Consider the following 20,322-nt stretch of genomic DNA (forward strand, 5'->3'; position numbering starts at 1 on the left):
CTCAATCAGAGGTTCCCAGATCGCCCATGTCTCGTCCGTAAAGGTGCCTGTTCTGTCTCCTTCTTCCATCCCTACAATATGGGAAGAAATTCAAGATCTAACAGGCCCTAATTCTGGACCACACACCGCCAAGACATCGTTTCTATGCCGTGCACGATAGCGTTCGCTCACTTCATAAACGCACGGCGTCCGAACCGGGCGAACTCATGCGGCAAGCAGCTCTGCATCTGCGGCGTGCCCGGTATACTGCCCCAGATCCTTCATGATCATCGCGACCGGTTTCCATCAAAAAAAGGCCCGGATGCTGAGCAGAATCCGGGCCTTTTCTTTTCAGATCAGATAAAATCAGGATCGGGAGCCGCTACTCCTCCCCTCCCCCGATAATCCCAAGCTTTGTGATGCCCAACCGCTGGGCGTCGGCCAGTACATGAGCAACGGTCTTATAATCTGCAAGACGGTTCGGGCTTATGTGCATTTCCGGCTGCTCCGGCTGAGCAACGGCTTCCTGCAGACGGCTCTGGAGTTCAGCCTCACTTACAACAGGTGCACCGTTCCAGGTAATCGTGTTGTCGAAATCAATCCCAAGTGTGACGGTCTGTGGATCCGGCGTGGTTTGTGGCGGTGGGTCACCCTGCGGAAGATTGAGCGAAACAGAGTGCGTCTGAAGCGGAATAGTAATGATGAGCATGATCAGCAGCACCAGCATCACGTCGATCAGCGGCGTGGTGTTGATATCGACAATGCCCTCATCCTCAGTGATGCTGTCAGAACCGACATTCATACCCATGAGCGGTCTCCTCTCGGGCCAATGAAGAGCCATGCTTCAGTTTGCATGGGGCTGCTCCGTGATGAAGTCCACGCGCGTCACACCCGCTTCCTGACAGGCTGCAATCAGCTTCCCTACCGGCTCATAGCGGGCACTTGCATCGCCACGGATCATGATCTGGGGCTGCGGCTGCTGACGTGCGGCCTTGTCCAGCCGCGCCATCAGATCTGCATGGTCACGCAGCGGCGTCTGATCCCACCATGTCTGTCCATCCGCCGTCACCGCGAGGGTGACGTTGCCCGGCAATACTTTGCTGGGCTGGTTGGTGTCTTTGGGCAGACTTACTTTCACCGTGTGGGTCGCCACAGGGATAGTGATGAGAAAGATGATGAGCAGCACAAGCATGACGTCAACGAGAGGCGTCGTGTTGATGGCGGAGATGACCTCATCATCATCTCCGCTCCCGCTGATGGAGATTGCCATGATCAGGCCACCCGGGCTGAAGCGGTCGCTGTGGTGGGCGAACGATCGGGCCGCACGACAATCGTCTCACGCGTGGTACCGTGTCGGAAACCACCGATCAGAATCGACTGCACATCCGCAGCAAAATTACGCACCCGCTCAAGGGCATTCTTGTTGCGGCGAACCAGCAGGTTGTAACCCAGCACGGCAGGAACGGCAGTGCCCAGACCAATCGCCGTCATGATGAGCGACTCACCCACAGGCCCCGCCACCTTGTCGATGGACGCCTGCCCCGCGATGCCGATGGCTGTAAGTGCATGGTAAATACCCCAGACCGTGCCGAACAGCCCTACGAATGGCGAGGTCGAACCAACCGTTCCGAGGAAGGCCAGACCACTCTGAAGGTTACTCTGCACCGTATCGACAGATCGCTGGATCTGGGCAGACGTCCAGTCGGAAAGATCGATTGAATCCTGCATCGTTCCTTCATGATGCTCTGCCGCCGTGATGGCGGTCTCGGCCACGTAACGGAACGGCGAAGTCGTCTTGAGTGCCGCCGCTCCTTCCTGAAGTGTCCGGTGTGACCAGAAATTCTTCGCAGCCGCCTTGGCCGAGGACAGAAGACGTGCCTGTTCGACGAATTTCGTAATGATGATGTACCACGACCCAATGGACATCAGCAGCATGATGATCAGAACGCCACGGGCAATGATATCGCCATTCGCCCAGAGCGCACTCAGCCCATAAGGATTGTCCACCGATTTCTCAGTCACCACCGGAGATGGAGCGGCAGGCGCAGCATCCGATGCCGCACTTACGGAAGGCGCCACAGCTACCGGAGCCTGAGACGGCGATGAAGAAGGTGCAGGCGTGCCGTCAGCGGCGGCATTCTGTGCCACCGACGAAATTGCAGGTGCCGCAGCATCCTGCGCGAAAGCAGCGATGGGTGCTGAGGAAGCAAGCAGCCCCACGAGCAGCGGGACGGCAAAACCACCAAAGCGCGAGCGGTGCGACAGGGGTGTCATTGGCATTTCCATTCCTGTGTCTTGTGATCAACGAATAGTAAAATCGGGAACGTCGGAGACTCATTCATTCAGGCTGAATGAAATCGTGTAGGTGTGGTGAAACTCTTTGACAGGCACACCATTTGCCGTGGCCGGCACGTAACGGGCCTTGCGCACGTAATCGAGTGCAGCACGGGCAAAGTCCTGCCCTCCGGTAATGCTCGTCGCCTTACAGTTGCTGGTCTCGCCGGTAGGCTCCACATCGCACACGACGGAAACACGCCCCTCCCGCCCTTCGTCCTGGGCTTCATCGGGATATTCCAGCGCCACGTGGTTCACAGGGCGCGAGCCCGCGACATGATCGGGCACGGCTGGACCCGGTGGCGCTGATGACGTCGGCGCGGGTGTCGCTGCCACATGCGGCGAAGGCACAACCGGTTTGAGCGGCTTTGTATGCGTCACGTGCCGAACGACCGGCTTGGGCGGCTGTAGCACCTTGATCTTTGGTGGAGGAATATAGGGCGGTGGTGGTGCGGTCAGCTGCGGAGGCGGTGGTGGAGGCGGCGGAGGCGGGGGCGGCTTGACCGGCCGGATCACCACAGCCTGCATGGGCACGTGCTGAACAGGAGCCGGCTGCTTGTCCACCCAGGTCGCATAAATCCCTCCCAGCACGAGAAAGATGAACGAGACCCCGCCAACGCCAACGGCCTGCTTTACCGGACTGCGCTGCTCCTGCGCGTAATCGAACATGCAAGACAACTCCCAGACAGCCATGTAGTGGCGCGAGAGCCATGCTTCGGATGGTGGGGAAATCCATTTCCATTTTGAAAACGTGAATTCCGAAGAATGGCCCGTTCTGAAAGTGTATGCGAAAAACCCTCTTATGAAATCGGAGTTATATTCAACCGTCAGTCAATGCTCGCCAATGGATCGATGTTGTCGCGGACGTAAAAAAGCCTTGGCCGGAAATTATCTTTCCAGACCAAGGCTCCCTATCGACGTACAATCGCTTTTATCGCAGCCGTTTACCGCACGGCTTCAAAAGCCGATCGTCCCGCACCTTCAAGCACCGCATCCGCCTGCGGGGTATGGATACGCCCGCACAGGACATTTCGATAATGCCGCTCCAGAGGATTGTTCTGACTAAGACCCGGATTTCCCGTGACTTCCACAGCCCGGGCAACGGAGGCAATGGCATTTTCGGTCACTAGGCGCTTGATCTGCCCGGCCTCTACCAGAGTAATGGTTCCGTCCTCTACCTTCGTCAACGCACGGTCCAGCAATGCTTCATTGGTGAGAAGCAATCCGTCTATCTCCCCCAGAACGGCGTGAAAACGCGGCAATGTGGACAGAGGACGCCCAAGCGCCGTAGGGACACGCCCTTCGAGAAATCCAACCAGCCATTCCCGAGCCGCGCGCGCAACCGCGTCGTAGAGAGCGGGCACAACAACCGTATGCCATGTGGCGAGTGCCGGGGTTTCCGGATTGCTCCGGCTGTCATGGAAATTGATGAGATATCGCTCAGGAATTTCAACATCCTCAAAGACGATGGTGTCGCTGCCGGTCGCTCTCATCCCGAGTTGATGCCAGCTTTTCTCGATCCGGACACCGGGAGAATTGAGCGGCACAAGAATCTGCCCGATCCGCGGCACATCCTCCTCAGTGGCACCCCATACAACACCCCAATGCAGCGCTGAGGAACCGGTCGAAAAGATCTTCCGACCGGACAGCAGCCAACGCCCGCCTTCCCGACGCACCCGTGTCGCCGGAATCCCGCCACGCGCTGGCGTGCCAAGTTCTGGCTCCACCCGCAAAGCGTTGACGAGAGCGCCTGACCGGACAATGGAATCAAGCACCTCTCCGCGCACATCGTCGGGCCATGTGGCAGACGCCACGATGCCAGCCGTCTGAAGATACTGCATGGCCAGAATCAAAGCTGTGGAGGGATCGCCCAGCGCCACACGCGCCACGATTTTCGCGATCTGACGCAGAGTAATCCCACCGCCACCTCTGTTGCGAGGCACCGCCAGAGAAAGAAACCCAGCTTTTCGCAAATCTTCCAGATTATCAAAACCGATTTCACCGCGCCGGTCATGTTCCGCCGCACGAAGAGCAAACTGCCGCACAAGGTCATCCGGCACTTCTGTCTCGGTCTGCGTGGGTTCGACAATCCGTGATCCGTCCATGATAAACTATCCGTTTTCCGTCAGGGTGATGTCAGATTCTGTTCGAATGCCTCATCGAAAGCGCCCGACCGCGTGAGGAAACCGGCGGATCGGTAGGCATCGGCAACAGTCGCTTCATCCCTGATAACATCAGGCGTCACCGGTGCGGGCGTGGCAATAAGTTTTTCCGCCACAGACACAGCCACATCTTCCGGGATTCCGGTCTGCCGGGCAAGAATGCGGGCATATTCCGCCTGATGCTGAGTGCCCCATGCATAGGCAGCTGTAATCCGGCGATAGAAATCAGCCAGCAGCACACGCTTGCTGACCAGCGCCTCCGTATTGGCCACAAAGAAGCTGTTGTTCGGCATCAGACCGGCCGCATCCACTACGACGTGTCCATGTCCGGACACGACAGCAAGAGACACATAAGGTTCCCACGTGGACCACGCCTCCACACGCTGTGTATCCAGCGCCGCCTTTGCCTGAGCAGGCAGAAGAAAAACGATCTTGGGTGCCGGAGCGGGAATGGCTCCTGTTGCCAGCAGGCGCAGCAGAAGCAAATGACCTATGGAGCCTCGACCTGTGGCAATCCGCTTGCCCGACAACTGCGCTGCATTGGTGATGGAAGAGCCTTCCGGCGCAATCACGGCCGTGGCTTTGCCTCCTCCACGCGGCGGAATCAGCCACGCCGCCTTGATGGGCAATCCTGCTCCCCAGGCAAAAATGAACGGACCGTCTCCGGCGATACCTGTATCTACCGCTCTGGCTCCCAGCGCCTGCAACAACGGCGCCGCCGCCTCGAACTCCACCCAGCGAATGCGATAGGGCAAGCCCTTATCCACCCCGGCCGCCTGCAGCAGGGCTTTCTGCTGTCCCTTCTGATCCGCGACAATCAGTTCGTCTTGCGCCCGGGCGGACATCCCCGAAAGCACCCCAGCCGCAAGGGCAAGAACGCATGACAGGAGGCGGAAGCGGCCCAACACGAGGCGCAAAATCGGTGAAGCATGTTTCATCATCGGAAAACCATCACCAGACATCGCAGAGTTCAATCAAATCACGCCAACATGTGACATGAATATAATTCACACTATATAAAAATGTAAATATGAAAGGATGTGTCCTGAAAATACGCACAGCGTGGAGTCACGAGGTCATGTCCGGCGCAACCCTGCACAACACATCCCCCGCCGCACCCCGGTTCGACGTGCCGTCAGGCACTGCCTTCTCTTCCTCCTCGCGGAGAAAGTGGGTCAATAAGCTGCAACTGCAGAACCTTGCCCGCTATCTTTCTCCTCTGCTGATGATCCTGTGCTGGCAGACCGCATGCTCTACAGGGCTGCTGTCCACCCGACTTGTTGCGTCACCCCTTCAAATTCTCAGGACAGGCTGGACGCTGGTTCAAGACGGCACCCTCTCGACCAATATGGGCGTGTCGCTTCTGCGCGCGGTCGCAGGCCTGTCCCTCGCCCTATTGGTTGGAACCAGCCTCGCGCTGATTTCAGGGCTTTCCCAGCTTGGCGAAAACATCGTGGACGCCCCACTTCAGATCTTCCGCACGCTGCCGGTTCTTGCTCTCGTGCCGCTGTTCATTCTCTGGTTTGGCATCGGGGAAACCCCCAAAATCCTGCTCGTGGCGCTGGGCTCCACGTTTCCGATCTATCTCAATCTTCACAAGGGCATTCGTTCGATTGACCCAAAACTGCTGGAAATGACCCGCACCCTGCGCCTGTCGCGCAGCCAGACTATCCGCGATGTGATCCTTCCCGGAGCATTACCCGATCTGTTGGTCGGCATCCGTTTTGCGGTCGGCATATCATGGCTGATGCTGGTTGTGGCCGAACAGGTCAACGCCGACAGTGGCATCGGACACATGATGATGGACGCACAGGATTTCCTGCGCACCGATATCATTTTCGTCGGATTTGCAATCTATGGGCTTCTGGGACTGATCTCGGATCAGGTCGTGCGCATATTGGAACGAAAAGCCCTCGTCTGGCGTCCTCAGCATCTTAAAACAACAGCGAGCGCATGATGAATCAGATATCTCCCCTGATCGCCGCTCCCGCCGTCACTCAACCCGCTGTCAGTGTGCGCGGCCTGAGCCGCCGTTTTGGAAACGGTCCGCGCGTGCTCAATCAGTTGAATCTGGATATTGCTCAAGGCGAGTTCGTCGCCCTTCTCGGCCGCAGCGGTTCGGGTAAATCGACGTTGCTTCGAACTCTGTCGGGCCTCGACCCTGTCACGGAAGGGCATATTTCCTGCCCGCAGGAAATCTCCGTGGTGTTTCAGGAAAGCCGGCTCCTGCCATGGAAAAAAGTCTGGCAGAATGTGACGTTGGGCCGCAACGATACACCACGAGATCAGGCACGCCATGTTCTGGAAGAAGTGGGACTTGCCCATCGCATTGATGCCTGGCCCCTGACCCTATCCGGCGGGGAAGCCCAACGCGCTGCACTGGCGCGGGCGCTCATACGGGAGCCGAAATTCCTGATGCTGGATGAACCCTTTGCAGCACTCGACGCGCTGACGCGCCTGCGTATGCAGGATCTCGTGTCAGCCCTGTGGCAACGACACAAAAGTGCCGTGCTTTTGGTGACTCACGACGTGGATGAAGCGCTCTTACTGGCGGATCGCGCCGTAGTTCTGGAAGCTGGGCGTATCCGGGCTGAGTTGCCGATCCCTCTTCCCCGTCCGCGTCGGCACGCCGATCCTGTTTTTGTGCGCTTGCGTGCTACGCTGCTGGAACATCTGGGCGTGCATGAATAGCAGCACACTCAGATTCTATAATGTTGTGACGGGATAGACACCACGATCACTGCCTTACCACGAAGTGGATGAACAACAATACTTAATAAATAGCATCGTTTACGATTCACAACATTATACATGACCATTCCTCTCGTGATTTTATCTGAAAAATCCATAACATCTACTCATCAAGAGATTATGTGGTCAGAGAAAATGCCTGTCGAATTCATCGGATATGTCAGCGCGCGTGAGCAGACGGAAATCGTCGGACCCTTTGGTCCAGCCGTCGATCCCGTCTATATCGAATCTTCTGCTCTGCTGCATGAACGCGGTGATTTCGACCGTGTGCTGGTGGCTTTCCATTCCAATTCACCCGACAGCCTGCTCGTGGCCCAGCACGCAGCGTCCGTCACCACACGGCTGGGTCTGCTGATTGCGCATCGACCGGGTTTTGCTTCCCCCACATTGGCCGCCAGACAATTCGCCACGCTGGACAATCTGACCAACGGGCGCGTGGCCATGCATGTCATCACAGGTGGCAATGATCTCGAACTGCAAGCCGATGGCGATCACCTGACCAAAGCCGAGCGCTACGCCCGAGCGGCCGAATACATCCGCATCGTTCGACGGGAATGGGAAAGCAGCACTCCCTTCGATCACACGGATAAATTCTATCGCTTACATGGCGCGAACTCGGCCATCTTGCCGCACAAATCGGGCAGTATTCCCATTTATTTCGGTGGAGCCTCGGAAGAGGCTATTGCTGTCACCGCAGAGCAGGCGGACGGATACGCTCTGTGGGGCGAACCTCTTGATGAGGCCGCACAACTGGTCCACCGCGTTCGCACAGCCGCCGGAAAACAGGGACGCACTCTACGCTTTTCCATTTCCTTTCGGCCCATCATCGCAGATACGGAAAAACAGGCATGGGAACGGGCCGCTGACATTGAAGCCACGCTCAGGGCACGTCAGGAGCATGAGCGCGAAAAAGGCGGTATCGCCCTTGATCGTCCCGGCACACGCCCCACTCCTGAAACACTTCCCACAAACGAAGGGTCTCGACGTCTTCAGGCGATTTCATCCCGTGGCACACGCCATGACGAGCGACTGTGGACAGGCGTGGCTCAGGCGACCGGCGGGCGCTGGAACTCGACATCACTCGTTGGGACACCCGATCAGGTCGCGGAAAGTCTTCTGCGCTACTACCGTCTTGGCATCGAGACTTTCCTTATCCGGGGTTTCGATCCGATCGCGGACACGGTTCTCTACGGCCGTGAACTGATCCCACGTGTAAAAGCGCTTGTCGCACAAGAAGAACGCTGTAGCGCCTCCGTCGCCTGAGATTCTGCTTTTTCAATATTTTCGTTTCTTCTTGCCCGGAAATCCAATGATCATGATCCGCACCGGGCTGCGCGCCCTTCTGCTCGCCCCTCTTCCCGGCCTTGCCACGGCGTATGCCGCAACGCCTCATGCCACGTCGTCTACGGCTGCTGCTCTACCCCACCCAAAAACACATCAACAAAAAGCTCATGCGCCGGTTCAGGGTGGCAACGAGACCGTTTCCATCCGGGTGGGCCGCAACGCACCGCGTCTTGCTCGTCATGTGCCGCTGGGTGCATTCGGTAACCGTTCCGAATTCGACACACCTTTTTCCGTCAGTTCCGTCTCCGCCGCCCGCATTGAGGCCATGCAGGCAAACGATATCAACGACGTCATGCGCTATGAGCCGGGTGTGCAGGCCAATTCCAATGGAGGGGCCACCGCGTCTGGCTCAAGCGTGCGCGTGCGCGGTCTCAATCTTGACTGGACGAATGGCTACAAGATCGACGGTCTTGCCATTCCTTATTGGTATATCGATCTGCCGGTCGCGAATTTCGACACGATTCAGGTCTTCAAGGGGGCATCCGCCTTCATGTACGGCTTCGGCTCGCCGGGCGGCGTGCTGGACTATCGCCTCAAGGCGCCTTTGGAAAATCGCAAACTGACACTGGAAGCCGGATATCGTTCGGATTCAATCTTTCGACAGATGCTTGATGTCGGCGGCTCGCTGGACAAGGATCATCGGGTGCAGACGCGCCTCGTTTTCGCAAGCGAAGTCGGCGATCAGTACAACAAGGGTTTTCTGCGCAATTTTTCGACATCCTTCACCACCAATGTGCGTATCACCGACAAACTGCACTGGCATTTCAATACGTTTTACCTGAACACTCTTCAGAAAGGTCTGGTGAACGGCATTCGTGTCGCCAGTGGCGTGGGCACGGTTCAACCCATCAGTGGACGCACTGCGTTCGGTGCGCAGGGTTCATGGAAAACCAACGACATGAAGCGCTTCAGCACTGGATTTGACTGGGAGTTTGCAAAAAACTGGAACGCAAGCCTGACCTATGGCTATACGCATCTGGATGAGCGGTTTCCTTCCAGCATGCTGACATTCACAAGCACTGGCGGCAATTACATGAGCCAGCCTTTCCAGATGACCCGTGTCCTGACCTACCATCAGGTCGATTTCATGACACAGGGACATTTCGATACAGGCCCGTTGCGCCACGATGTCGTCATCGGTGTAACGTGGCTCCGACAGATCTTCGATGCGGACGCCAGTTCCGGTGCGGCCTCCGAATACGAATACGGCAATGTGCATTTCAACCGCCCGTCCCTGACGAGTGCGTCACACTATAATCCACGTATGTATCGCTACATCGATTACCAGCAGGTCGCCCCGTTCTGGAGCGATACCATGACATGGAGAAAATGGTCCCTCATGGCCGGGGCTCGCTACACCAATTACATGGAAAACGATTACGCAACGACCGGGGCCCGCACGGCAGCCCATCGGAACAATCCCGTCACCCCGGTTGTTTCACTGAGCTACAAGCTCAAACCATGGATCAACACCTATTTCAGCTGGGTGCAAGCCATGCAGGCGGGTGGTCAAGCCACTGCCGGCACTGCCAATTACATGCAGGTCTTCAGCCCCATGCGCAGCGACCAGTATGAACTGGGCGTGAAGGTCCAGCGTAAGACGTTCAGCGGCACGCTCGCGCTCTTTCGCATGGACACAGGCGCCGCCTACACCAATGCCCAGAACTATTACGTGCAGGACGGAACATCACGCTATCAGGGTGTGGAAGCTGCGGCTTCGTGGCTCGTGACGAAAGACCTGAATATCAACGCAAGCCTGGCTTATCTGGACGCACGTTATGTAAAGGCTGCTGTGGGCTATGCCGGTCACCGGATTGAAGCCGTCGCTCCTTTTCAGGCGGCCCTGAACGCCGATTACCGCGTTCCCACTGTCAAGGGACTGAGTGTCAATGCGGGCTTCAACTATCTTTCCCGCAGTTGGCTGGATGCCGCCAACACCATCCGGCTTCCGTCCTACATCGTGGGCAATATCGGCGCGACCTACATCATGCGCGTAAGCGACCACACACTGACATTCCGCGCTGCCGTAGAAAACATCGGCGGTGTGCGCTACTGGCTCAGCCGTGGCGACAGTCTTTTGTTCGCCGGCGCGCCCCGCACCGTCACGCTCAGCACCCGCTTCGATCTGTAACGTGCCCCGGCCCTCTCGCCGGAGGTGAAACATGGCTGTGCCATCCCTTCATTTCTGACAAAACGGCCCACCAACGTGCATACGCTGCAACGGTGCCGCGCAAAGCGTTCGTCCGGCGATATGTGGCCGCCTGCCGTCTTTCCCGTTATGGCTGATCCGAACAGTCAGGCCGCTGAGGATCCTCGCATGTCGGAAAACCGCTTTCATAAACCCTGTCTTCCCTTCTGGATGAAAGCCGGACTTCTGGCGGCCTCATGCCTTCTTTCCACCACCCCGGCCGCCCATGCTGCCGACAGCGTCGATCATGGCGCCGCACCTTCCGGCAATGTCACGGTCGTTGCCCGTTTCGCTCACGCGCAACCTTCCGGCATTGCCCGCCTGCCCGACGGGCGCGTCGTGTTGTCCTTCCCCACCAGCGCACAGGCACATCCGGGTCCGGTCCTCGCCGTGTGGCATGGCGACACAAAACTGACGGCCTTTCCCGACGCCAATGCACAGAAAGACCTGATCTCTCCGCTCGGTATGACAGTGGACGGTCATGGACGGCTGTGGGTCATCGATGAAGGATCTGTCGCCGGGCAGACGACACCGCAGACACCCGCCATCGTGCTGATTGATCCGGTCGCCAATCGCATCGTGCGCCGTTTTGCACTCGCCGCTCCGGTGGTGCGTGCGGACAGTCACATCAATGATCTGCGCGTGGACCTGACACATGGCACGGAAGGAACGGTCTTCATTTCCGATTCCTCCCAAACGGTGCATCCGGCCATCATCGTACTCGACATCGCCTCCGGACAGGCACGACGACTGCTGGCCGATGACCGCAGCGTCAGCGCCGCACCCGGCCATGTCATGGAAGTGGACGGTAAACTGTTTCGCTACGATCCGGACCATCCCGCCATGCCGCAGGGCGGCATAAACGGGATCGGGCTGAGCCGCGATTCCACGCGTCTGTTCTGGTCGCCCTTCTCCTCACGCCGTCTCTACAGCGCGCCCACCGCCGTGCTGGCCGATCCGGATGTGAAGCCCGCTGATCTCGCGCAAGCCGTGCATGACGAAGGCGAAGTCGGTGTCGTGGACGGTATCTTTACTGCGACCGACGGCAGTTTCTACATGGCGGACGAAGAACGGCATGGCATCACCCGTCGTGCGCCAGATGGCGCGCTCACCCTGGTCGCGCACGATCCCCGTCTGATCGCGCCCGACAGCATCGCTCCGGATGGCACCAGTGGCCTGCTGATGACGGTAGGTCAGTGGGCGCGTCTGCCCGCTTTTCACAACGGACGCGACATGCAGGAACGGCCCTACATTCTTGTGCGGATCACTCAAAAAAAATTAATTAAAATATAATTTTTTTCTTCAGATTTGACAAACCTAACGCTTTTTGAATTTGACCATTCAAATTCATGCCTGCTCGATAATCGCTAGGAGTCTTAGGGATAGTAATATTCATCAATCCCCCATAATCTTCATCCGCCTCCATAACAATATGATTTTTATTGGACTTCTTAATATAACCATGTCGTAAAAGGAAATCAGAAACTCTCACTGAAAGATTTTCATTATCAGAGGTCGAATTTTTTATTTCATCTAGGATTTTCTTTAATCCTTTGGATTTACCTTTATACGCAGATATACGGGAAAAAATATATCTCGATCGACTATCCAAATCAGAAATAGCATTATCAGACTTACATATATCTGAAATATACTTTAATCTGTCAATTATTTCTCCATCATACAACTCTTGTATATTTTGAAATGGAAATATCTTTTCATGCACTTCATTTTTTCTCTCTTGTATATATTCATTTGAATTCGATCTTTTTTCATCTTCTAATTGCAGTATTTTTTCACGAAGAGTCTTGATTTCCTCTTCATAAAATACTTTCTCATTAATGTCGTCTGATTGCATACGTGATCGTAAAACACACTCCTGTAAATCAGCCCAATCCCATCCTTCTGACGGCAATTGATTTCTAATTTTTTTAGAAAAATTGCATATAGATTCAAATAATTTTCTAGGATTCTGCTCACCTCTATTTATATAAAATATTTTTATCACTTCTCCACTTGGTAAAACCACGGCCACATCACCTCTTGCAACCTGCAATCTTTCCTTTCCTTCATTTGCTATCACAGAAAACTCTCTATTAGGTTCTACCACTATATGTGCGATACCTCCTAAATCAAAAGCCATACGTTCTATCACAGAACGCTTCCAAAACCACCGTTCACTATTAACTGAAGATATATAAACAACAGGGAGACAAGAAGTTACGCCGCCAGAAAACAATAGTCTTGCTTTATCTACATCCTCATTTCCATTACACAACCATATTGGCTGATCTTGAACTTGAAAAAAATTATCATTCCCACCCCAATTCATCTTCAATATATTTTCTAGGAAATAAGGCTTTTTTGGAAATTCTATTTTTGTCCCAATTTTTTGTGCGATACATGTACTTCTGAAGCGCAAAAGGTTCGGCTGAGATGGCAGCAAAGCTTGCTTATACACTACTTCCGTTCGCCAAATCCGCTCATCATTATCTGGAAAATTATGTCTAAAACCTATTCCATTCAAAAATCCGTCTTTCTTCACCTCCCTAATTTGCAACTCCTCTCCATTTTCTCCAATAATGTCTCCACAATCCTTATAAATATCTACAATTCTATTTTCTTGTAAAATGCAACTATTTTTATTTCCACTTAACCACAAAACCATTTGCTCTACAAACTCTTCTTCAGTGATTGTTTTTACAGGAATTTCTGTCGCAAAAAACATTTTTTGCCCCTTTAAAACTTAAGATATAGTTTTGTTTTGTTTCATCTGCTGCTCGCGCGCGGCGTAGCGCTGGCGCTGCGTGTCCGTGCGTTCGTCATGACAGGCGGAACAGCTCACGCCTTCTTCATAAAGCGGCGAGCGTTTGTCCTCTTCGCTGATCGGACGGCGGCAGGCGTGGCAGAGATCGTACTGCCCCTGCTTCAGGCCGTGCGTCACCGTCACTCTCTTGTCAAAGACGAAACACTCTCCATCCCACAGACTTTCAGCCTCGGGGATGGTCTCCAGATAATTCAGGATACCGCCGCGCAGATGATAGACTGCGTCCACGCCTTCCTTCTTCGCCAGTGCCGTTGATTTCTCGCAGCGGATGCCGCCTGTGCAGAACATCGCCACCTTGGGCATGCGGCCCTGCGCAGCCAGTTCGTCACGACGCTTGCGAAACCACTCCGGAAACTCCCGGAACGTAGCGATATCGGGATCGACCGCACCACGAAACGTCCCCACCGCCACCTCGTAATCGTTGCGGGTGTCGATCACGAGCGTATCCGGGTCCGAAATCAGCTCATTCCACGCCGAAGGCTCGACATAGGTGCCCACCACCGCGCGGGGATCGATATCCGGCTCCCCCATGGTGACGATCTCACGCTTGAGCCGCACTTTCATGCGCCCGAACGGCATCTCGGCGGCGCGGGATTCGCGCACGCCCAGATCGGCGCATCCCGGCAAAGCACGGATATGCGTCAGCACCTGCTCCATAGCTTCATCGCTTCCGGCGATGGTGCCGTTGATGCCTTCATGCGCCAGCAGAAGCGTGCCCTTCACACCGAGCGAACAACACAGCTTCGCCAACGGCTGACGCAGCGCCTCGTGGTTGGCAAAAGGAGTGAAACGATAAAGCGCCACCACTCTCACGGGCAGCAGAGTGTCGTCGGTCATCATAGTTCCATGGCTTTTTCATAGGCAGCGAGGACATCGGCCGCCGGACCGTCCATCCGCACCGCGCCCCCTTCCAGCCAGATCACGCGGGTGCACCACTCCGCCAGCACTGGCAAGGAATGAGACGTCAGCACAAGGATATCCGCTCCCTTCACTACACCCGCAAGCCGTGCCCGCGCCTTGTCCTGAAAGGCGGCATCGCCCGCCATGAACCACTCGTCCATCAGCAGGATCTGGGGAGCGATAGCAGTGGCCAGACCGAACCCCAGCCGGACGGTCATACCCGAGGAATAAAGCCGTACAGGCAGATCCATGAATTCGCCCAGTCCGGCAAACGCCTCCACATCCGCTTCCAGCGCACGCAACTGCGCCGGACGCAACGCCTTGTGCTGGGCGTGCAGGGCGATGTTCTCGCGCCCCGTCAATTCCGGGTTCATGCCGGAATTGGGGTTGATGAGCGTCTCGACCGTGCCATGGACAGTCACCATGCCCGGCATCGCGACGTAGATTCCGCCCAGCACGCGCAGCAGGGTCGTCTTGCCAGCGCCATTATGCCCCACCAGCCCCACACGTTCCCCGCTGTCCATGGACAGCGACAGATCGTTGAGCGCCCGCACATGCAGCACACCCGCGGCGTCGTGAATCTCGCCTCCGGTGCGATGACCGGACGCCTGCGTCTCAAGCGGTTTCTTCAACCTCCGCAGCAGGGTCTTTTTCAGCGAGCGCGAGCCGCCATGAAAGATTGGGAAATCCAGCGTCAGATGGGAGAGCCGGATAAAAGGCTTTTCCTCATCCTGCGCGCCCCTGACTGGCAAAATATCGGTCATCGTGCCCATACGCCCCTACAGCCAGAACGCCAGCCGAGGCCGCGACCGCGAGAAGACGAAGAAACCCGCCGCCCAGAGCAAACCGCTCAACCCGAGCGCCACACTCCAGATGAGCAGTGAGGGCATATGACCCGTCAACGGCGCCCGCACGATTTCAAGCAGTGAATAGAACGGATTGAAGATCAGCCACCACCCGCGCTCACCAAGCTGGCTGGCGTTCCATATGATTGGCGTGACGTAGAACGCCACCTGCACCGCACTGCTCACGATCGGCGGTATATCGCGGTACCGCGCGGCAATGGACCCGAGCAGCAGGCAGAACGCGAACGCATTGATGCCCCACACCAGCAGGCCCGGCAGAGCCAGAAACGCCACAGGGCCGGGCAACAGCCCGAAGATCAGATAGACCCCGATCGGCACGATAATGTTGTAGCCGAACGTCACGCCGTTGCGCACCATCACCCGCAGCGCCTGAAGCGAGAACGGCAGGCGCGTGGCCCGGATGGAGGACGCCGCGCTGATGAAGCACATGCAGGCTTCCTGCGTGATGGACGCGATGCCCACCTGCCACAGGATCATGGAGATGGAGAGATAGGGCAGGTAGTCGCGCAGCACGAGATGGAACAACTGGCCATAAATGCCCCCCATCGCGCCGATCATGATGGCCGTGCCCAGCGTGAGCCATAGCGGACCGAACGTGGAGCCACGGAACTGCAACCGGATATCGAGCAACCCCAGCGAGACCGCCAGTCGCCACAGATGCAGCCCTTCCGCGATGTCTTCGAGCGCCAGCACTACCCGACGGCGGGGCAGCGCGCGCAGACGACGCACCATGGGCGGAACCGTCTGCACGCGCACAGGCGCCAGCAGCACATCGGAGGATGAGCCGCCGTCCTTATCCTGTGAGGCCACGGGTGGCTGACCGGAAGGGATGTTCATGGGCCTTCGCGTAGCCCATCCGGACAGCCCGCGGCAACTGTGCATCCCTCTCCGTTCAGTGACGTAGGGAGCGTCGCCTCTGCCACGTTCGGGCCACAATCGCGTCACAGATTTGCAGCCATGAACCGCAGCGTCTGCAACGACGCCCGGAGAATCCAGACAAACCACGTGCAATCGACAGCAACGGGCAGTATTCCTGTCACCGGAATCAGAGACGAGAGCGGAGATGCAGACCTTGCGGACGGGACGGACCCACACCACCATCTTGCCGAAGGCCTCTCGCCCCCCCGCCGTCTCACGGAACCTCAAGGTTCCCGTCGTCCTTGGCCTCTTGGCCCTTCTGTCGGCCTGCGCCAGCCAGAATCCCGCCTCCGACATGCAGATTTCAGTGGCTCAGGAAGAGGCCCGTTACCGCGCTCAGGCCAAATCCTATTACGCGCCACCCGGCGGCTCAGACGATCCGTGGGGGCCCTACATCACCGAAGCTTCACAACGCTTCGACATCCCCGAGTTATGGATTCGCAGTGTGATCCAGCGTGAATCGGGCGGTCAGCTTTACCATCATGGCCAGCTTGTGACGTCCGCGCCCGGCGCCATGGGGCTGATGCAGTTGATGCCGCCCACCTACGACACCATGCGGTCCCAGTACAATCTCGGCAGCGATCCCTACGATCCGCACAACAACATTCTGGCCGGCACCGCCTATATCCGGCAGATGTACGACATTTACGGCTCCCCCGGCTTCCTCGCGGCCTACAATGCCGGTCCGGGACGACTGGAAGAGTTTCTCGGCCATAACCGCACGCTCCCGCGCGAGACACGCAACTATGTCGCCGCCATCGGACGCGAGATCATTGGCACTTATCCCGCCAGTCGCTCTCAGGCCGATCTGCTCGTAGCCAGCCACACCTCCACCAGCAGCCCGGCCTACGCCTATGCCGCGGCGGCCATGCCCTCTTCCACGGCAGCGTCCGTACGCAACGCATGGACCCATCGGATCAATGGCGCGGAACGACCGGTGGAAGTGGCGGAAGCGCAGGCCTCTACGGATGAAGACACCACCCCCGTCAACGAGGCAGCGCCTGCCTATACCCAGACGCTCCCCGCAGTGTCGCATAATGCTGTGGAATCGCCGCAATCCGTCAGCGCGGCCTGGCAGCAACGCCTGCAGGCGGAGGGGGTTTCTTCTTCCGAGAGCAGCGACAACACCGCAGCGGCAGCCACCACCGCTTCCGCTCCTGTGGTCGTTCATTCGGTGGACGCAGCACTCCCCTCATCGAGAGTCGCCAGTCCGCGCTTTGCGCTGGTGTCCCCCGCGAGCGCGTCCTCCTCACGTCTGCCCGCCCGCGAGACGACACGCTCTGTCGGACTGGTCGGAAGCGCGCGAAACTGGGCCATTCAGGTGGGGGCGTTCAGTTCTCCGGCCATGGCGCAGGCGGCGGCCACTCATGCCCGCACGCGCGCTTCCGGTGATCTCGCCGGAGCCCACGCCCAGATTGCTGGCGTCCATGCGCCCCATGGCCAACTCTATCGCGCGCGCCTGACAGGATTGTCACGCAATGAAGCCGTGGACGCCTGTCGGCGACTGAGCGCTGGTCCCTGCGTCGTCGTCTCCCCTGAAGGCACCTGAACATGCGAAAGCGATTTGTCGCAGCGACCCTGCTGACAGCGGGGCTCGGGTTGTCCTCCGCGCAGGCTGCCCTCCCCGTGGGACGTTCCGCGCCAGCTTTCACGCTTCCGGCCAGCGTTGCGGGCCATGCCTTCACGTTTTCACTGAAGGATGCGCTGCGTAAAGGGCCGGTGGTGGTGTATTTCTATCCCGCCGCCTTCACCCCCGGCTGCACCATCGAAGCCCATGATTTCGCAGACGCCATGGACCGCTTTCACGCGCTTGGCGCAACGGTCATTGGCGTCTCCATGGATGACCTCGCAACGGTCACACGGTTCTCCATCAGCGCCTGCCGAAGTCGCTTTGCCGTAGCCGCCGACACAACCGGCGCCATCGCCTCGCGTTACGACGCACGCAAGACATCCGATCAACATGCCCAGCGCGTTTCCTATGTGATCGCTCCTGATGGACGGATTCTTTCCGCTCATCAGGACCGGGCACCGGACAGCCACATCGAAACCGCTCTGGCCACACTCGAAAAATGGAAGGCCCATTCGGGTCACTGATCCCGAGGCGGTTCTATCCTGAGCGCACACCCGTGGTTCGGCGTCAGTCTGTCTTTGCGGCGCTCTTCATGGCGGCAATGGCGCGAAGAAAGTGGCGATCGGTCTTACGCTCCACGGACGCTTTCAGCCATTCCAGTTCCATGACTGCCGCAAGTCTGTGCCCTTCCGGCGTTTCGACGGCTCTCTCCCCGTCCTCTCCATCCGGTTCGATGTATCCCCAACCGACCAGATCCGCGCGGATTTTCTCACGGTCGTAATCATAACCTTCGTTCAGGATCGTCTTGAGCCGATGCACGACAGAGGCCAGTGCAATCAGATCGCGGGCATGACGCTGCACGCCCACCTCATGCTCGGCCTCCACGGCAGTCTTGATGGCGTTTAGGGCCTGATCTTCCCGCACAAGTGGCATGATCGCATAGCCCAGCGACCGGTAGCGCTCCGGGTCCGTCGCATCCACCCAGCCTTCCCCGGATGTGGGCTGCACCAGCCACGCCACGGCACGAAACGTTATCTGCCCGGGAGATGTGACGGTTGAGGCAGGCTGTTCGGAGGTCTTTGAATCTTCGGACGTCATGACGGGCTAAACGACTGTCCTCCTGCAACGGGGCACGCGCCAGATGCACCCACGACGCCCAGAAGCCGTCCTGCGTGTCTTCGGGTGAAGCGCGTCTCTTTCCTGATAAAGCATTCGGGCGTACAGGCAATGCAGACGTGCATCATTGATCTTTCATTGATGATGTCACCACCCGCCTTCACAGCACCAGACGCGGCAGGATGGCTTCGAGCCGCACCCGCCCGCTGGCTGTGGCGCGTAGTCCGCCCTCCGGCAATACGGCAAGATACTCTTCGTCCAGACAGGCCGCGAGCACATCCCGGTCCACGGCCTCTTCCAATGACAGCCCCACGCGAGCGGCAAAATGCGCGGCGTCCACGCCACTCTCCAGCCGCAGCCCCATCAGCAGCATCTCGCGGGCGCGATCCTCACGGCTAAGGGCTTCCGCTGACACCTGCCCTGTTCCTGTCGCCTCCACACGCTCGGCCCATGGTTCGGGCGCACGGTGTCGGCGCGTGGCCCACAACTCTCCCCCCAGCGTCAGGCGTCCATGCGCGCCGGGACCGATGCCCAGATAATCATCGTAATGCCAGTAAGCGAGATTGTGCCGACTTTCCGCACCCGGCCGTGCGTAGTTGGACACCTCATAGGCCGCGAGCCCATGTCGGGCCGTGACATCGCCGGTTTCCTCGTAGAGCGCCGCAGCGTGGTCTTCATCGGGTATGACGATCTTGCCCTGCCGCGCCAATCCCTCGAAACGTGTCCCCGGCTCAATGGTAAGTTGATAGAGCGACACATGATCCGCCACCAGCGTAAGGGCCTGATCCAGTTCCGCCCGCCAGTCCGCCAGTGACTGACCGGGACGGGCGTAAATCAGATCGAATGTCACGCGGGGAAAAAGCCCGCGCGCCATTTCCAGAGCACTCACGGCCTGCGCGGCGGAATGCTCACGCCCCAGGATCTTCAGCGCATCATCACGGAGCGACTGAATACCCAGAGAAACACGATTGACTCCCGCATCCCGGAAGCCGCGCAAACGATCGATTTCCACGCTCGTCGGGTTGGCCTCCAGCGTGATCTCGATGTCGTCTGTTGTCGTAAAAAGCCGTCGGGCATCCGCGATCAGCGCTCCCACTCCTTCGGGGGGCATGAGCGAAGGCGTCCCGCCCCCGAAAAAAATGGACGTCAGGCGGCGGCGACCGAGCCGCTCCGCCTCATGCGCCAGTTCGCGCCGAAGAGCCGCGACGAACCGCTCGGCGGGAATACGCTCCCGCACATGGCTGTTGAAGTCGCAATAAGGACACTTGGCCAGACAGAACGGCCAGTGAATATAGAGCGCAAATGCCTCACCGCGCTGGGATGGCGCCGATAAGGCATTGAGGGCGACAGGAGAGAGCGTCACGCCG

The 20,322-nt window shown here is 57.8% G+C and carries 19 protein-coding genes; 7 read left to right on the forward strand and 12 right to left on the reverse strand.

The window, feature by feature from the left end; genetic code table 11:
- Positions 1-361: 361 nt before the first annotated feature.
- The 6 genes from GOB87_RS06110 to GOB87_RS06135 form a co-directional block, all read right to left on the reverse strand.
- Entirely contained in the window at positions 362-787 is a 426-nt protein-coding gene (locus GOB87_RS06110) for an ExbD/TolR family protein (protein ID WP_166313859.1), read from the reverse strand.
- Positions 788-823: 36 nt separating this feature from the next.
- Positions 824-1,249 (reverse strand): ExbD/TolR family protein, encoded by a 426-nt coding sequence (locus GOB87_RS06115; RefSeq protein ID WP_166313861.1) that lies wholly within the window; start codon positions 1,247-1,249, stop codon positions 824-826.
- Between the two features lie 2 nt (positions 1,250-1,251).
- A complete protein-coding gene (locus tag GOB87_RS06120; RefSeq protein ID WP_166313863.1) occupies positions 1,252-2,253 on the reverse strand; it encodes a MotA/TolQ/ExbB proton channel family protein in 1,002 nt (333 codons plus the stop codon).
- A gap of 60 nt (positions 2,254-2,313) precedes the next feature.
- Entirely contained in the window at positions 2,314-2,982 is a 669-nt protein-coding gene (locus GOB87_RS06125) for an energy transducer TonB (protein ID WP_166313865.1), read from the reverse strand.
- A 275-nt stretch (positions 2,983-3,257) separates the two neighbouring features.
- Complete coding sequence (locus GOB87_RS06130; protein WP_166313867.1) at positions 3,258-4,418, reverse strand: acyl-CoA dehydrogenase family protein; 1,161 nt, start codon at positions 4,416-4,418, stop codon at positions 3,258-3,260.
- A 20-nt stretch (positions 4,419-4,438) separates the two neighbouring features.
- Positions 4,439-5,413, reverse strand: a complete 975-nt coding sequence (locus GOB87_RS06135) for an ABC transporter substrate-binding protein (RefSeq protein ID WP_242006200.1) — start codon at positions 5,411-5,413, stop codon at positions 4,439-4,441.
- 287 nt (positions 5,414-5,700) lie between these two features.
- Between GOB87_RS06135 and GOB87_RS06140 the strand changes: the two genes are divergently transcribed.
- From GOB87_RS06140 to GOB87_RS06160, 5 genes are all read left to right on the forward strand, one after another.
- Positions 5,701-6,432, forward strand: a complete 732-nt coding sequence (locus tag GOB87_RS06140) for an ABC transporter permease (protein ID WP_194303242.1) — start codon at positions 5,701-5,703, stop codon at positions 6,430-6,432.
- Positions 6,432-7,166: an ABC transporter ATP-binding protein gene (locus GOB87_RS06145; RefSeq protein WP_166313869.1), complete on the forward strand. Its 735-nt coding sequence runs from the start codon at positions 6,432-6,434 to the stop codon at positions 7,164-7,166. The genes GOB87_RS06140 and GOB87_RS06145 overlap by 1 nt, the downstream gene beginning before the upstream one ends.
- A gap of 195 nt (positions 7,167-7,361) precedes the next feature.
- Positions 7,362-8,489, forward strand: a complete 1,128-nt coding sequence (locus GOB87_RS06150; protein WP_166313871.1) for an LLM class flavin-dependent oxidoreductase — start codon at positions 7,362-7,364, stop codon at positions 8,487-8,489.
- A 46-nt stretch (positions 8,490-8,535) separates the two neighbouring features.
- The gene (locus GOB87_RS06155; RefSeq protein WP_242006201.1) at positions 8,536-10,701 is read left to right on the forward strand and encodes a TonB-dependent siderophore receptor; all 2,166 of its coding nucleotides are present in this window, start codon (positions 8,536-8,538) and stop codon (positions 10,699-10,701) included.
- A 186-nt stretch (positions 10,702-10,887) separates the two neighbouring features.
- Complete coding sequence (locus GOB87_RS06160) at positions 10,888-12,051, forward strand: L-dopachrome tautomerase-related protein (RefSeq protein ID WP_373320644.1); 1,164 nt, start codon at positions 10,888-10,890, stop codon at positions 12,049-12,051.
- Here the strand turns inward: GOB87_RS06160 and GOB87_RS06165 are convergent.
- Genes GOB87_RS06165 through GOB87_RS06180 form a run of 4 tightly spaced genes read right to left on the reverse strand, consistent with a single transcriptional unit; the run spans position 12,041 to position 16,188 of the window.
- On the reverse strand, positions 12,041-13,486 hold the full coding sequence (locus GOB87_RS06165; protein ID WP_166313873.1) for a hypothetical protein: 1,446 nt from the start codon (positions 13,484-13,486) through the stop codon (positions 12,041-12,043). The genes GOB87_RS06160 and GOB87_RS06165 overlap by 11 nt on opposite strands.
- Positions 13,487-13,504: 18 nt before the next feature.
- Positions 13,505-14,422, reverse strand: a complete 918-nt coding sequence (trhO, locus tag GOB87_RS06170) for an oxygen-dependent tRNA uridine(34) hydroxylase TrhO (RefSeq protein ID WP_166313875.1) — start codon at positions 14,420-14,422, stop codon at positions 13,505-13,507.
- Positions 14,422-15,249: an ABC transporter ATP-binding protein gene (locus GOB87_RS06175; protein WP_166313877.1), complete on the reverse strand. Its 828-nt coding sequence runs from the start codon at positions 15,247-15,249 to the stop codon at positions 14,422-14,424. The genes trhO and GOB87_RS06175 overlap by 1 nt, the downstream gene beginning before the upstream one ends.
- A 15-nt stretch (positions 15,250-15,264) precedes the next feature.
- Positions 15,265-16,188 carry an ABC transporter permease gene (locus GOB87_RS06180; protein ID WP_242006202.1) on the reverse strand — a complete coding sequence of 308 codons (924 nt, stop codon included), beginning with the start codon at positions 16,186-16,188 and terminating at the stop codon, positions 15,265-15,267.
- A gap of 226 nt (positions 16,189-16,414) precedes the next feature.
- On the opposite strand from GOB87_RS06180, the gene GOB87_RS06185 reads away from it, so the two are divergent.
- On the forward strand, positions 16,415-17,818 hold the full coding sequence (locus GOB87_RS06185) for a lytic transglycosylase domain-containing protein (protein WP_166313881.1): 1,404 nt from the start codon (positions 16,415-16,417) through the stop codon (positions 17,816-17,818).
- Between the two features lie 2 nt (positions 17,819-17,820).
- Entirely contained in the window at positions 17,821-18,363 is a 543-nt protein-coding gene (locus GOB87_RS06190) for a peroxiredoxin (RefSeq protein WP_166313883.1), read from the forward strand.
- A gap of 43 nt (positions 18,364-18,406) precedes the next feature.
- On the opposite strand, the gene GOB87_RS06195 is transcribed toward GOB87_RS06190, so the two are convergent.
- Both GOB87_RS06195 and hemW read right to left on the reverse strand, forming a co-directional pair.
- The gene (locus GOB87_RS06195) at positions 18,407-18,937 is read right to left on the reverse strand and encodes a hypothetical protein (protein WP_166313885.1); all 531 of its coding nucleotides are present in this window, start codon (positions 18,935-18,937) and stop codon (positions 18,407-18,409) included.
- A 178-nt stretch (positions 18,938-19,115) separates the two neighbouring features.
- Positions 19,116-20,318: a radical SAM family heme chaperone HemW gene (gene hemW, locus GOB87_RS06200; protein ID WP_166313887.1), complete on the reverse strand. Its 1,203-nt coding sequence runs from the start codon at positions 20,316-20,318 to the stop codon at positions 19,116-19,118.
- Positions 20,319-20,322: the final 4 nt, after the last annotated feature.

The organism is Acetobacter estunensis (assembly GCF_011516945.1).
GTDB lineage: Bacteria > Pseudomonadota > Alphaproteobacteria > Acetobacterales > Acetobacteraceae > Acetobacter > Acetobacter estunensis.